Source organism: Nonomuraea sp. NPDC050404, from assembly GCF_040655495.1.
Taxonomy (GTDB): domain Bacteria; phylum Actinomycetota; class Actinomycetes; order Streptosporangiales; family Streptosporangiaceae; genus Nonomuraea.
In genome coordinates this window covers 510,862-523,706 of the sequence record NZ_JBFAKB010000004.1, presented here as the reverse complement: position 1 = coordinate 523,706, position 12,845 = coordinate 510,862, and the positions used below count along the sequence as shown (strand labels likewise).

Annotated in this window: 12 protein-coding genes; 6 read left to right on the top strand and 6 right to left on the bottom strand. The window is 72.5% G+C overall.

Features of this window, described 5'->3' with window-relative positions; translation table 11 throughout:
- Positions 1 to 67 precede the first annotated feature (67 nt).
- From AB0I81_RS13825 to AB0I81_RS13815, 3 genes are all read left to right on the top strand, one after another.
- The gene (locus tag AB0I81_RS13825) at positions 68 to 511 is read left to right on the top strand and encodes a hypothetical protein (RefSeq protein ID WP_360655238.1); all 444 of its coding nucleotides are present in this window, start codon (positions 68 to 70) and stop codon (positions 509 to 511) included.
- Positions 508 to 774 (top strand): hypothetical protein, encoded by a 267-nt coding sequence (locus AB0I81_RS13820; protein WP_360655235.1) that lies wholly within the window; start codon positions 508 to 510, stop codon positions 772 to 774. Before AB0I81_RS13825 ends, AB0I81_RS13820 begins: the two co-directional genes overlap by 4 nt.
- 97 nt (positions 775 to 871) lie before the next feature.
- Positions 872 to 1,786 (top strand): alpha/beta hydrolase, encoded by a 915-nt coding sequence (locus AB0I81_RS13815; protein WP_360655232.1) that lies wholly within the window; start codon positions 872 to 874, stop codon positions 1,784 to 1,786.
- Between the two features lie 82 nt (positions 1,787 to 1,868).
- Here the strand turns inward: AB0I81_RS13815 and AB0I81_RS13810 are convergent, their stop codons facing one another.
- Both AB0I81_RS13810 and AB0I81_RS13805 read right to left on the bottom strand, forming a co-directional pair.
- The gene (locus AB0I81_RS13810) at positions 1,869 to 2,000 is read right to left on the bottom strand and encodes a hypothetical protein (protein ID WP_360655229.1); all 132 of its coding nucleotides are present in this window, start codon (positions 1,998 to 2,000) and stop codon (positions 1,869 to 1,871) included.
- Positions 1,997 to 3,391 (bottom strand): OFA family MFS transporter, encoded by a 1,395-nt coding sequence (locus tag AB0I81_RS13805; RefSeq protein WP_360655226.1) that lies wholly within the window; start codon positions 3,389 to 3,391, stop codon positions 1,997 to 1,999. The genes AB0I81_RS13810 and AB0I81_RS13805 overlap by 4 nt, the downstream gene beginning before the upstream one ends.
- Before the next feature lie 126 nt (positions 3,392 to 3,517).
- On the opposite strand from AB0I81_RS13805, the gene AB0I81_RS13800 reads away from it, so the two are divergent.
- Complete coding sequence (locus AB0I81_RS13800; protein ID WP_360655223.1) at positions 3,518 to 4,246, top strand: maleylpyruvate isomerase family mycothiol-dependent enzyme; 729 nt, start codon at positions 3,518 to 3,520, stop codon at positions 4,244 to 4,246.
- A gap of 91 nt (positions 4,247 to 4,337) precedes the next feature.
- Positions 4,338 to 6,236 carry a S41 family peptidase gene (locus tag AB0I81_RS13795; protein WP_360655220.1) on the top strand — a complete coding sequence of 633 codons (1,899 nt, stop codon included), beginning with the start codon at positions 4,338 to 4,340 and terminating at the stop codon, positions 6,234 to 6,236.
- Between the two features lie 4 nt (positions 6,237 to 6,240).
- Here AB0I81_RS13795 and AB0I81_RS13790 read toward each other — a convergent pair whose 3' ends face one another.
- On the bottom strand, positions 6,241 to 7,596 hold the full coding sequence (locus tag AB0I81_RS13790; RefSeq protein ID WP_360655217.1) for a hypothetical protein: 1,356 nt from the start codon (positions 7,594 to 7,596) through the stop codon (positions 6,241 to 6,243).
- Between the two features lie 146 nt (positions 7,597 to 7,742).
- On the opposite strand from AB0I81_RS13790, the gene AB0I81_RS13785 reads away from it, so the two are divergent.
- Complete coding sequence (locus AB0I81_RS13785) at positions 7,743 to 9,227, top strand: hypothetical protein (protein WP_360655214.1); 1,485 nt, start codon at positions 7,743 to 7,745, stop codon at positions 9,225 to 9,227.
- A gap of 3 nt (positions 9,228 to 9,230) precedes the next feature.
- On the opposite strand, the gene AB0I81_RS13780 is transcribed toward AB0I81_RS13785, so the two are convergent.
- From AB0I81_RS13780 to egtD, 3 genes are all read right to left on the bottom strand, one after another.
- Positions 9,231 to 10,451 (bottom strand): sialidase family protein, encoded by a 1,221-nt coding sequence (locus AB0I81_RS13780; protein ID WP_360655211.1) that lies wholly within the window; start codon positions 10,449 to 10,451, stop codon positions 9,231 to 9,233.
- Positions 10,452 to 10,553: 102 nt separating this feature from the next.
- Positions 10,554 to 11,855 (bottom strand): ergothioneine biosynthesis PLP-dependent enzyme EgtE, encoded by a 1,302-nt coding sequence (gene egtE, locus AB0I81_RS13775; RefSeq protein ID WP_360655208.1) that lies wholly within the window; start codon positions 11,853 to 11,855, stop codon positions 10,554 to 10,556.
- Entirely contained in the window at positions 11,852 to 12,832 is a 981-nt protein-coding gene (gene egtD, locus AB0I81_RS13770; RefSeq protein WP_360655205.1) for an L-histidine N(alpha)-methyltransferase, read from the bottom strand. The genes egtE and egtD overlap by 4 nt, the downstream gene beginning before the upstream one ends.
- Positions 12,833 to 12,845: the final 13 nt, after the last annotated feature.

Genomic DNA, 12,845 nt, shown 5'->3' with positions numbered 1-12,845 from the left:
CCGTCCCCTTCAGGGACCCTGAAGGTTGAATGTTAGGCTTCAGGCCCCCTGAAGGTTTGGAGAACCGATGGAACCTCTGTTGTTGTCCATCCATGTGGTCGCCGGGATCGTGTTCGTGGGCGGCTCGGCCATCGCCACGAGCCTGTTCCCGCGGTACGTGCCCGTCTCGGGGGTGGACGAGGGGCGCAGCCGGGCCGTGGCCGCCGCGCTGCACCGCATCACCCGCGGCTACAGCCTGGCCGGAATCGTCGTGCCCGTGGTCGGCATCGTGCTGGCGTTCGTACAGGGCCGTGCCGGGGAGTTCTGGATCACCCTGGCCATGGTCCTCACCGCGGCGGCGGGCTTCCTGCTGGCCGCGCAGATCTACCCGCGCCAGCGCGACGCCCTCGCCACCCCGGGCGAGCGCGCGCCCCTGAAGCGGCTGACCATGCTCGCCGGGATCTACAACGTGTTGTGGACGGTGGTCGTCGTCCTGATGATCGTCCGTCCCGGCGCCTACGAAGGGGCGTGAGGCCGGTGCGCGCGCTGCACGTCGCGGTCGCCGTCGAGACCCTCTCGCTGGCCGCCCTGCTGGTCAACCTGTCTACCGCGCACGTCGAGGCGGTCTCCTCGCTCGTCGGCCCGCTGCACGGCGGGGCCTACCTCGCCGTCATCGCCCTCACCACGCTGGTCCCGGGCAGCGCGCGGGCTGGGGCCCGGTGGCGCGCCTGCGTCCCGGTGATCGGCGGGCTGCTCGCCGTACGGCGGCTCCGCACGGTGAATCCGGCCGCATGACGGTCGCCTCCTGTACACCCGTGGGCCCTCGACAAGCGCGGCCGCTGATTCTACGTTCGGGGACACGTAGATCACCCACCGGACGAGGTGACGTCCCATGGCTCTTGATCAGGCGACGACCGAATTACTCAAGCAACTCGCCGAGGCGGGCAGCAAGCCGCTGCACGAACAGAGCGTCGCGGAGGCGCGGGCCAACAGCGCCGCGCTCAACGAGCTGACGGGCGAAGGCCCGGAGATGGCCCGCGTGACGGAGGTGGAGATCCCGGCCGAGGACGGCGCCTCCTTCCCCGCCCGCGTGCTGACGCCGTCCGCGAGCCCGCGCGGCGTCATCGTGTACTACCACGGCGGCGGCTGGGTCATCGGCTCCATCGACGAGTACGACACGCTGGGCAGGGAGCTCGCCGCGCGTACGGACTGCGCCGTCGTGCTGGCGGGCTACCGGCGCGCTCCCGAGCACCGCTACCCGACGGCCCCCCGCGATGCCTACGCCGCGCTGTTGTGGGCCGCCACCGCCCTGCCCGGCCTGCCGATCGTCGTGGCGGGCGACAGCGCGGGCGGCAACCTCGCCGCGGTCGTCACCCAGCGCGCCAGGGACGAGGGCGGCCCGGCCATCGCGCTGCAGGTGCTGGTCTACCCCGCCACCGACTGCGACCTGGACCGGGACTCCTACTACGACCCGGAGAACCAGCTCCTGCTCACCCGCGACGCCATGGTCTGGTTCTGGGACCACTACGCGCCCGACCACATCCGGCGCACCGCACCCGACGCCTCTCCCCTGCGCGCCGACGACCTGTCGGGGCTGCCGCCCGCGCTGGTGCTGACCGCCGAGCACGACGTGCTGCGCGAGGAGGGCGAGACGTACGCGGAACTGCTGCGGCAGGCGGGCGTGCCGGTCGAGCAGCAGTGCTTCGAGGGCCAGATGCACATCTTCTTCTCCCTCGTGAACGTGCTGCCCGCCGGCGCCGCCGCGCTCACGACGGTCGCCGGGGCCGTGCGGCGGCGGCTCGGCTGAGACCGGGTCGGCTGAGACCGGGTCGGCTGAGACCGGGTCGGATGAAGCCAGCTCGGATGAAGCCGGCTCGGATGAGACCGGCTCAGCCGGCGAAGAGCTGGGTGAGCTTCAGGAACAGCTCGTACACCCCGTAGGCGAAGGGCACTCCCACCCACACCCAAGCCAGCACCATCAACCCGGTGTGCCGGCCGGCCGCCGGATCTTCGGCGTTCATATCGCCTGCCCCTTCTCCGTCACCTGTTCCTGCCGCCGCAGGGGCGGCTCGTGGTACTTCTCGTGCACCGGCCTGATCAGCTCGTTGGCGAGGAAGCCCACCGCGAGCAGCCCGATCATGATGAACAGCGAGGTCGTGTAGAGGTCGGGACCCGACCGCCCGGCGGCCTTCTGCGCGTCGGCGATGGCGTTGACGATCAGGGGGCCGAGCACGCCGGCCGTGGACCAGGCCGTGAGCAGGCGGCCGTGGATCGCCCCGACCTGGTAGGTGCCGAAGAGGTCCTTGAGGTAGGCGGGCACGGTCGCGAAGCCGCCGCCGTAGAAGGACAGGATGCCGAGCGCGGACAGGATGAACAGCGGCTTGGAGGCGTCGCCCGCCAGGGCGATGACGAGGTAGAGCAGCGCGCCGACGCCCAGGTAGACGCGGTACATGTTCTTGCGCCCGATGAGGTCGGAGGTGGAGGACCAGACGAAGCGGCCCGCCATGTTGGCCAGCGACAACAGCGCGACGAACCCGGCCGCCGCGCCCGCGACCACGGCGGCGGAGGTGCCCGCGAAGAAGTCGGTGATCATCGGCGCGGCCTTCTCCAGGATGCCGATGCCCGCGGTGACGTTGCAGCACAACACGACCCACAGGAAGTAGAACTGCGGTGTGCGGATGGCGTTGGACGCCGAGACGTCGGCCGTGGTGATCAGCGGGCGGGCCTGGGCGGCGGGCGGGTTCCAGCCCTTGGGCCGCCAGCCTTCCGGCGGCACGCGTACGAGCAGCACGCCCATCGACATGAAGACGGCGTAGACGATGCCGTGCACGAGGAACGTCGTGGCGATCCCGCTCGTGGTCTCGCCGAAGGAGGACAACATCTGCGCCGACCAGGGCGAGGCGATGAGCGCTCCCCCGCCGAACCCCATGATCGCGATTCCGGTGGCCATGCCGGGGCGGTCGGGGAACCACTTGATCAGCGTGGACACGGGTGAGATGTAGCCGATGCCGAGCCCGATCCCGCCGACGAAGCCGTAGCCGAGCACGACCAGCCAGTACTGGCGGGTGACGACGCCCAGCGCGGACAGCAGGAAACCGGAGGCGAAGCAGGTCATCGAGACGAACATGGCCCATCGCGGCCCGTTGCGCTCGACGAGCGTGCCGCCGAAGGCCGCCGACAGGCCGAGCATGACGATGCCGAGCTGGAACGGCAGCGCGCTCTGGGTGCCGGAAAGGCCGAGCGCGGATTCGAGCGGGGGTTTGAACACGCTCCACGCGTACGCCTGGCCGATGGCCAGATGCACCGAGAGCGCCGCGGGCGGCACGAGCCAACGGCTCCAGGTGGGCGCCGCCACGGTACGGGAACGACTGAGGAAACCTGTAGGACCGGCGAACCTCGTACTGTCTGCCACGCACCACGGCTATCACATACGGTATGCAGTATCTGGGATGCGGATGATCTCTTACGGCGAGCGGTCCGATCTTGTCGACGAACGGCCCCTGCAAAACCCGAATTTTGTTCTGTAGTGTGATGGGGCATGACGGACATCTTCGACGACCTCGCGGCCGAGTACGCGCAGTTGCACGCCGTCCTGGCCGCCCTCACCCCCGCACAGTGGTCGCACCCGTCGGCCGCCGCCGGCTGGACCGTCTCCGACGTGGTGCTCCACCTGGCCCAGACCGAGGAACTCGCGGCCGCCTCCATCGCGGGCACGCTGCCGGGCCCCCGGGCGCGCGGCGAGGTTGACGCCATGGCGGCCGACGCCGTGGCCGCCGAGCGCGACATCGCCCCGGCCGACCTGCTGGCCCGCTGGCGCGCGGCCGTCTCCCCCACCGCCGCCGCGCTGCGCGCCCATCCCAGGGGCAACCGCCTGACCTGGGTGGCCGGGACCCTGTCGCCGGCGACGCTGGCCACCACCCGGCTGGCCGAGCACTGGGCGCACGCCCTTGACATCGCGGTGCCGCTCGGCATCCCGTACCCCGACACCTCGCGGTTGTGGCACATCGCGTGGCTGGGGCACCGTACGCTGCCGTACGCGTTCGACGTGGAGGGGCTGGCGGGCGGGCCCGTGTACTGCGAGCTGACCTCGCCCGGCGGGGACCTCTGGCGGTTCGGCGACCCCGCCGCGCCCTCGTCCGTCACCGGCCCCGCCGCCGACTTCTGCCGCGTGGGCGCCCGGCGCCTGGCCGCCGCCGACTCGGCACTGAAGGCGACCGGCCCGCACGGCGCCGACGCCCTTGTGGTCCTGCGCAATTACGCCTTCTGACTAGGGAAAACCCTAGGTCGTCTCCCGTGGCGGCCCTTCCACCCCCGTGACAACGTCGCCGGTATCCGAACGACCGGGATGGGTGGATGAGATGACCGAGCCCTCAAGCGGGGTCGCAAAGCAGGAGCTCCAAGACTTCCTGCGCACGGCGGACAAACTCACTCTCGACGACAGGAGGTTGCTGGTCCAGCAGGCGCTGGTGCTCATCGAGCAGAACTACGTGCATCTGCCGCTGAAGGCCGCGATGCACGCCGCGAACCCGATCCAGCGGCTGCGACTGCTCGCCGTGCGCCTGAGCCGGCAGACCCCGCAGACCATGGGCCCGGAATGGCGCTTCCACGCGGAGATGTCGGAGATCTTCCACTCGGTACGCGACCTGCACACCAACTACGTGCTGCCCCTGCCGTTCTCCACCAAGATCGCCTTCCTGCCGTACCTCATCGAGGAGTTCTACGACGGCGAGGAGCGCCACTACATCGTCACCAAGACGCTGCAGGGCTTCACCGCCCAGGGGTTCGGTCCCGGCGTCGAGGTGACCCACTGGAACGGCATCCCGATCGACCGCGCCGTGGACCTGAACGCGGCCAGGTTCGCCGGCGGCAACCCGGCGGCCAGGCACGCGCGCGGCCTGCAGTCGCTGACCCTCCGCCCGCTGCGCCTGCACCTGCCGCCGGACGAGACCTGGGTCGTGCTCACCTACGTCGGCAAGGACGGCATCCGCCGCGAGCTGAGCGAGACCTGGCGTGTCAGCGACAACCAGCCGGTGTTCGTGGACGCCGACCAGCTCACCGTCGCCGCCGTGGCCCAGGGCCTCGACCTCGGCTCCGACGAGATCGGCCGGGCCCTGGCGATGTTGTACGTCCCCGAGGCCGTCACGCCCCAGGAGAGCGTCGGCGCCGCCGAACTGACCGCCGAACCCGCCGAGGCGGGCGCGGACCTGCCCACGTCCATGCCCCGCCTGTTCCGCGCCAGGAGCGTCGTCACGCCGTCCGGCACGTTCGGCCACCTGCGGATCTTCAGCTTCAACGTCAACAACCCCGACGCGTTCGTACGGGAGTTCCTCCGCCTCATCGCCCTGCTGCCACAGAACGGGCTCATCCTGGACGTACGCGACAACGGCGGCGGCCACATCTTCGCCAGCGAGTTCCTGCTGCAGACGCTCACCCCGCGCCCGATCGTGCCGGAGCCGACGCAGTTCATCACCGCGAACCTGAACCTGCGGATCTGCCGCCAGCACCAGGAGAACCCGACCGGCGAGATCGACCTCGGCGCGTGGTGCCCGTCCATGGAGCAGGCGCTGGAGACGGGCGCCGTCTTCTCCGGCGCGTTCCCCATCACCCCGCCCGGCGGGGCGAACGCGATCGGCCAGCGCTACTTCGGCCCGGTCGTGCTGGTCACCAACGCCCTGTGCTACTCGGCCACCGACATCTTCGCCGGCGGCTTCCAGGACCACAAGATCGGCAAGATCATCGGCACGGACGACAACACGGGCGCGGGCGGCGCCAACGTGTGGACCCACGAGCTGCTCAAGGTCCTGCTCGAACTGCCCTCGCCCGTGCCCGACAGCCCGTACAAGCCGCTGCCCGGCGGCGCGAACATGCGGGTGTCGATCCGGCGCACACTGCGGGTGCACGACCTGGCCGGCACGCCCGTCGAGGACCTCGGCGTGGTGCCCGACGTCCGCCACCGGATGACCAGGAAGGACGTGCTGGAGGACAACGCGGACCTGCTCGCCCGCGCGGGCGAGGTCCTGTCCGGGCAGCCGGTACGGCGGCTCGACGTGGGCATCTCCGGGACCGAGATGACGCTGACAACCACGCTCGTGGACCGGGCCGACATCTACCTGGACGGCCGGCCCGTGGCGACGGTGAACGTGACCCAAGAGACCACCACCGTGCAGGTGCCAGGGGTCGGGGACGCGCACGTCGTCCGGGTGGAGGGGTTCGACGGCGGAGACCTGGTCGCCGCCCGTACGATCCTGCAGACCTGACGGATCAGGCGGGGTCGTGGCCCGCCACGGCGTCGTCGGCCGCGGCGACCAGCGGGCTGGCGCGGTAACGCTGCCAGCCCGCCCGTAAGCGGTGCAGCTCGTCGCGTACCCGCGCCGAGGCGATCAGCCGCACGTCGTCGCCGAAGGCCAGTGCGGTGCCGGCGGCCTGCTCCGGGTCGCCGGCGCGCAGGTACGCGTGCGCCGCCCGCAACCCGATCAGCACCCGGGTACGCAGCTCGACGGGCCGGCGGGCCCGCATCGAGGCGGTGAAGTGGCGGGCGGCGGTGGCGTGGTCGCCGAGCCGGGTGAGGGTCAGGCCGATCTGGTGCTCCAGCGATTCGCGCCGGTAGTTGCCCGTCCACTCGGTCTCGGGCGGGGAGTCGGCGCGTTCGAGCTGGGTCTCGGTGCGGCGCAGCAGGTTCAGCGCGTCCCAGCGGGTGCCCGCCGCCGCGTTCGCCTCGGCGCGCATGCCGGTGATCCAGGCCAGCGTGCGCCGGGGGCCGCGCCCGCCGAGTGCGGAGGCGGCGGCGTCGGCCAGCGTCAGCGCCTCGCCGTCGTGGCCCAGTTCGGCGGCCTGCACGGCCATGCTGCGTAACGCCGTCGCGCGTAACACCAGGTCGCCGGCCTCGTCCGCGAGCCGTACCGTGCTGATGTAGTAGCGCTGCGCCAGGGCGTTCGCGCCCGCGTCCATGGCCATGTACGCGGCCAGGTAGCTCAGCTCGGCCGCGGCCGTGAACAGGTCGGGGCGGGTGCGGCCGGACGCCTCGCGCAGCAGGGGCGTGACCTCGTGCGAGAGGTAGGCGGCGACCGCGGCGCGGGCGTGGCCGCCGCCGTACTGGTCGTCGAGGTCGGCGAAGCAGGCGGTGGCGGCGCGGACCCGGGCCACGTCACCCGCGCCCACCCGGCCCCCGGATCCCCTCGCGCCGGACGCGGCCAGCGCGGTGGCGGACAGGGCCGCCGCGGACCTGGCGGTCGCCGAAAGCACGGAGAGCGCGGAGAGCGCGAACGTGCCCGCCGTCAGCACCATACGGCGGTTGAGCAGGTCATCCTGCCCCAGCGTGGCCAGCCTGGCCACCGGATCGCCCACCCACGGGTCGTCCACGCGCGGCTCCGGCGGCGCATCCGGCCAGCCGAGGTGCGCCGGGCCGAGCTCCGGCCGGTCCAGCCGCCTGCGGAACGCCTCCACGGCGGCGCGCACGGCCTCGGGGCGCGGCACGGTGCCGGTCAGCCAGTGCCCCACGGCGGAACGGTCGTAGTGAATCCGCTCCCCGCTCTCGGCGGCCACGGCGTTGACGTGCCGCGCGGTGACGGCGTGCGTCCAACCGGCCTGCTCGATCAGCGCGGCGAGTGCCCGGTTCACGACCGGACGGGTGCGCCGTGGCGGCATCGCAGCTTCACATCGCTTCACATCGCGGTGCCCTCGACGATGCGCCGTACACAGCGCACCGTCAAGAGAGCGGACGGTGACGTGGCGGCGTCGCCGCGAGCGGGCGAGAAGGAGAAGGAATGGCTGGGACCCTCATGGACGTATCACGCAAGAACGGCGCGTCGGCCGAGGTGGCCGGCGCCGAACTGCTGTCGGTGCTGGCGGGAAGGCCGCTGGTCGTCATCGACCGGTTCTGCGCCGCGCTGCGTACCGGCTACACCGGCCCGATGCCGATCGAAGCCCTGCGCCCCGCGCTGAGCATCGGCTGCTACCCGGCGTGGGACCCCGCGCTGCCCGGCATGGCCGTCGCCGCCGAGGACCACACCCGCGCCCGCTCGGTCGCCGAGCGGCGCGGCTGGCTGCGGCGGGTACGCCACGAGGCCGCGCGGCACCTGGTCAAGCTCGACCGCCCGCCCGTCATCCTGACCTCCCACGCCGGCTCCCGGCTGCAGGAGCTGGCGGGCCACGGCGGCACGGTGGCGGCGATCGACGCTGGCGTGCGCGCCACCATCGAGGCCAGGCACCTGTTCGACGACCTGCTGCGCGCGGCCGGGGTGCCCGCCGTGGCGCGCATCCGCAGCGTGCCGGTCGAGCGGCTGCCCGGCCTGGCCGAGCTGCGGCGCGCGGTCGGCAGCGAACGGGTCGTGGTGCAGGCGGGAGGCACGTTCGGCGGGGCCGGCACGGTGATCGTGTCGGACGAGGACGACATGGCCAGGGCTGCGCGGCTGCTGGGGCCGTACCGGGTGGCCGCTTATGTGGACGGCTGGCCGTGCGCCGTCACCGTGCTCAGCGTCCCGGACGGCGCGGGCGGCGTCAGCGTGTACGTGGACCGCCCCTCACACACCGCCACCGGCGTGCCCGAGCTGGGCGTGGGCCCGCTGCACGGCGCCGGCCACGACTGGTCGCGCCCCTGGCCGGTGCCGGCCGCCGCGCTGCTCATCGAGTGCGCGGAACGCATCGCCGTCTGGGGCTGGCGCCGCTACGGCGTCGCCGGGATGTTCAGCCTGCGCGCGCTGCTGACGCCGGGCGAGCGGGTCTACCTGTCGGCGATCAGGTGGCGCTGCGACGAGAGCACCGAGGTCTCCGCGGCCAACCAGCAGGCCGTCGGCGTGCCCCCGTTCATGCCGGCGCACCTGGTGGTGATGCTGGGCGGGCGGGTGCGCTGGTTGTCGGACGCGCAGGAGTTCAACCACCTCAGCCTGCTGCGCGCCACCGCGCGCGGCGGGCCGTTCACGATCAGGCTGCGGCTGAGCCAGGACTCACCGGTACGGGTCGCGGGCGGTCAGGGGCCCGGCGTCTACCGGCTGGACCCCGCCGACCGCCCGATCCTGTCGCGGCGCGCGGGCCACCCGTCGCAGGCCCGCGCCGACCGGGGCGAGTTCCTGCTCGCGGACCTGCCGGCGCCGGACGTGGTCTGCCATCCCGGCGCCGACCTGGCCACCATCGAGGCGGTGACGGACGGCGCCACCGAGCCCTTCCACGGCCCCGCCGCCGCCTCACCGTTCACGCGGCGGGTGGCGGCGGCCGTCGAGCAACTCTTCCTGCCCTGCGATCCTCCCGCTTAGCTCCTAACGCAGGCCGATCGCGCTTTCCCAGAACCAGTTCCACCGGATCTCGTCGCGGAAGCGGGCCGCGCCGGCCTCGTACAGGACGCCGATGGCGCCGTTGCCGATGAGCGTCATGTCGGAGTATCCCGCGTGGTCGGCGTCGATCCGTACCCCCGCGTTGTTGACGGTGTTGTTGTAGTTGCGCCAGGTCGCGCCCTCGTCGAAGGACGAGCGCACATTCATCCCCACGGCGTTGTTGTCCGTCTTGGGGGTGGCGGGCGCCGACAGCAGGATGCGGGTGTACGCGCCGTCGTCCCAGCGCTGGCGCAGCAGGGCGGGGTGGGTCGGCGGGGCGGTGGTGACGTTGTCGGCGCGGAAGTCGCCGTCGAAGGTCAGGCCGCCGTCCGAGCTCACGCCGCGCGCCAGGCCGTGCACGGAGGTCTCGTTGGGGACCACGCCGTTGCGGGCGATCACGAGGATGGCGCCGTCGGTCCGCTCGACCAGCGTCTGCTCGCCCAGCTTCAGCACCGACTTGTCGTACGTGGCGGTCGCGCCGATCTTCCAGGTGCCGCCGTGGTCGTCGCTGTAGATCAGCCGTACGCTCTGGAGGTTCCCCACGGCGAAGTAGACGGGCACCACCAGCCGGCCCGCGTGCTCGCCGCGGGTGAGCTGAATGCCGTGGCCTGGCCCGGTCGCGAACCAGTCCCCCGGCCCCGCCGGAGCCTTGATGACGTCACTGAGGTCCTGCGGGTCCGACCAGTTTTCCCCGTCGTCATGGCTGACCTGCACCTTCGGGGTGCGGGGCGTGGTCTGGGTGGGGGTCGGCTCCGAGGTCGTGAACAGGAACACCGGCCCGGTCGAGTCGGCCACCACGGTCGCGTTCCCCTGGAGCGCCGCCCCTGCCGTGCCGGCCAGGACGGTCTCGCTCGGGTCCCAGTTGCGGCCGTGGTCGGTGGAGCGGCGCATGACCACGTCGAACGGGCCGTGGTCGGCGCAGTTGTTCCTGTTGCGCCGCTCGGCGAAGGCCAGCAGCACGTTGCGGGCGGTCTTCACGACCGCCGGAAGGCGGAAACAGGTGGTGACCCGCGCGCCCGTGGCCGGGTCGGTGCTGGTGTACTGCTTCCACAGGGTCTGCTTGTGCCAGCTCAGGGTGGGCGGCTGGGCGGCCACGGCGGGCGACGCGGTGATCGCCACGGCCACGACGGCCGCGATCGCGGCGCCCAGGGTGCGTAATTTCCGCATGCTGCCTCCTTCTCGGGGGTATCGGATCATGATCCCCGCGGAGGCGCCGTGGTCAACTTGCGAGATCGTGAACCTACGGTGAAGCGTTCGTCATCGGCGGTGTCACGTCTGCCGTTCGGACAGAACGCGGGCCAGGGTGTGCAGGGTCTCCGTCCGGGTGCCCGGCGGCGGGGAGATGCGCAGTACGGGCTCGCGCAGGTGCAGCGGGGCGCGGGCCACCGGGACGACGCCGACCAGCAGGGATGCCTGTGCGGCTCGGGCTGCGGCGCGTTCGGCCGTGTCGTCCTTCGGCGGTCTGAGGGTGATGAGGGCCGAGGGCTCGTCGAGCGGCTCGGCCACCCGCCAGCCGCCGGTTCCGTCCAGCAGTTCGCGGGCCGTGCGGCCCAGGGCGGCCAGGTGGGCGTGGATGGCGGCCGGGCCGAACTCGTGTTGTTCGCGCGCCGCCACGCCGAGGCCGATCCGGGCCGCTATGGGCCCTTCCGAGCTCTCGTAACGCGCCGCCCCGTCCACCGGCTCACCGCCTCCCGGCTCGCGGTCCTCCGGCTCACCGTCCCCCGGCTCGCGGTCCTCCGGCTCACCGCCTCCCAGCTCACCGCCTCCCGGCTCACCGTTCGCCTGCGGCCGGTCGTTCCAGAGGTGGCCGCTGAGGGTGGGGGCGGGGGCGTCCATGGCGGGGGTCAGGCCGGGGACGATCAGGAAGCCGACGCCGCGCGGACCGGCCAGCCACTTGCGGGAGGTGCCCACGTAGGCGGTGGCTCCCGTGCCCCTGACCTCCACGTGTCCGAGTGACTGGCAGACGTCCAGCACGAACGGCACCCCGGCGGCCCGGCACAGGGCGCCGATCTCGGCCGCCGGTTGCACGACGCCGTGGTGGGAGCCGAGGTGCGACACGACCACCAGGTCCAGCCCTTTCGCCAGGCGGGCCCGTACGGCATCGGGGTCGATCCTGGCCGCGCCGTCCACCGGCAGGTCGATGAGCCGCCAGCCACGCCGGGCGGCCAGGCGGCGCAGCAGCATGAGCGTGCTGCCGTACTCGGTGCGGGCGCAAGCGACGCGGCTGCCCGGCCCGAGCCGCCACCCGCCCAGCAGCGCCGCCATCGCCGCCGTCCCGCTCTCCAGGAACGCCACCTCCCCCGGCCCGGCCCCGGCCAGGGCGGCCAGGGCCGTGCGGGCCGGGGTGAGGTCGGGGACGGCGCCGTAGCCGCCTCGTTCGCGTTCCAGCCGCAGGTGCCCCATGACCGCGTCTAGCACCTGGTCGCTGGGCACGTTGCAACCCGCCGCGTCGAAGTGACCGGGCGGCGACACGCTACGCCCCGCCCGCCACGCCTCCGCCACCCGGTCGCCCGATCCCACGCCGGACGACTCGGTCACCCGGCCGCGCGACCCCACGCCCACCTCACTCATGCCTCGGCGAGCACCAGCGTGAAGTCTCCCGCGGGGTCGGTGTAGCGGCGGCGTACCTTGAAGCCCGCCGCCTCCAGCTCGGCCCGCAGCCCCTCCGGCCGGAACTTGGCGCTGATCTCGGTACGCATCTCCTCACCCTCGGCGAACTCCACCGCCAGCCCGAGCACCCCGACCCGCACCCGCATGGCCCGGCCGGCCCGCAGCCGCATCTCGATCCACTCGTGCTGCTCGTCCCACACCGCCACGTGCTCGAACGCCTCCGGCTCGAAGTCGGCGTCCAGTTCGCGGTTGATCACGCGCAGCACGTTCCGGTTGAACTCGGCCGTCACCCCGGCCGCGTCGTCGTAGGCCGCGACCAGCCGCCCGGTGTCCTTCACCAGGTCCGCCCCCAGCAGGAACGTGTCCCCCGGCTGCAGCGTGGCCCGCAGTTCCTTCAGGAACACCGCGCGGACGGCCGGTTCGAGGTTGCCGATCGTGCCGCCGAGGAAGGCCACCATGCGCCGCCCGTCCCTGGGCAGCAGCGCCAGGTGCCGTTCGAAGTCGGCGCACACCCCCTGCACGGCCAGCCCGGGGTAACGCCCGGCCACCCGCCGCGCCGCGGCTTCGAGGGTGACCACGTCCACGTCCACCGGCGTGTAGCCGCGCAGCGTGCCGGCCGCCGACATCGCGTCCAGCAGCAGCACGGTCTTCTCGCTGGTGCCCGACCCCAGCTCGACCAGCGTGTCCGCGCCGCAGGCCGCGGCCACGTCGGCGGCCCGCGCGCGCAGGATCGTCAGCTCGCGGCGGGTCGGGTAGTACTCGGGCAACCGGGTGATACGGGAGAACAGCTCGCTGCCCGTGGCGTCGTAGAACCACTTGGGCGGCAGCCACTTGGGCGAGGACGTCAGGCCGCTCGTGACGTCGTGTTCGAGGGCCTGGCGCAGGTAGTCGTGGTCAAGGTGGTTGGTCACGCTCACGGTTGACTGGCTGACAGGCATGAAGCCTCCTGAG

Coding starts and splice junctions, on each gene's coding strand:
- AB0I81_RS13825 (WP_360655238.1), top strand. CDS start 68: ATGGAACCTCTGTTGTTGTCCATCCATGTGGTCGCCGGGATCGTGTTC.
- AB0I81_RS13815 (WP_360655232.1), top strand. CDS start 872: ATGGCTCTTGATCAGGCGACGACCGAATTACTCAAGCAACTCGCCGAG.
- AB0I81_RS13810 (WP_360655229.1), bottom strand. CDS start 2,000: ATGAACGCCGAAGATCCGGCGGCCGGCCGGCACACCGGGTTGATGGTG.
- AB0I81_RS13800 (WP_360655223.1), top strand. CDS start 3,518: ATGACGGACATCTTCGACGACCTCGCGGCCGAGTACGCGCAGTTGCAC.
- AB0I81_RS13795 (WP_360655220.1), top strand. CDS start 4,338: ATGACCGAGCCCTCAAGCGGGGTCGCAAAGCAGGAGCTCCAAGACTTC.
- AB0I81_RS13785 (WP_360655214.1), top strand. CDS start 7,743: ATGGCTGGGACCCTCATGGACGTATCACGCAAGAACGGCGCGTCGGCC.
- AB0I81_RS13780 (WP_360655211.1), bottom strand. CDS start 10,451: ATGCGGAAATTACGCACCCTGGGCGCCGCGATCGCGGCCGTCGTGGCC.
- egtE (WP_360655208.1), bottom strand. CDS start 11,855: ATGAGTGAGGTGGGCGTGGGGTCGCGCGGCCGGGTGACCGAGTCGTCC.
- egtD (WP_360655205.1), bottom strand. CDS start 12,832: ATGCCTGTCAGCCAGTCAACCGTGAGCGTGACCAACCACCTTGACCAC.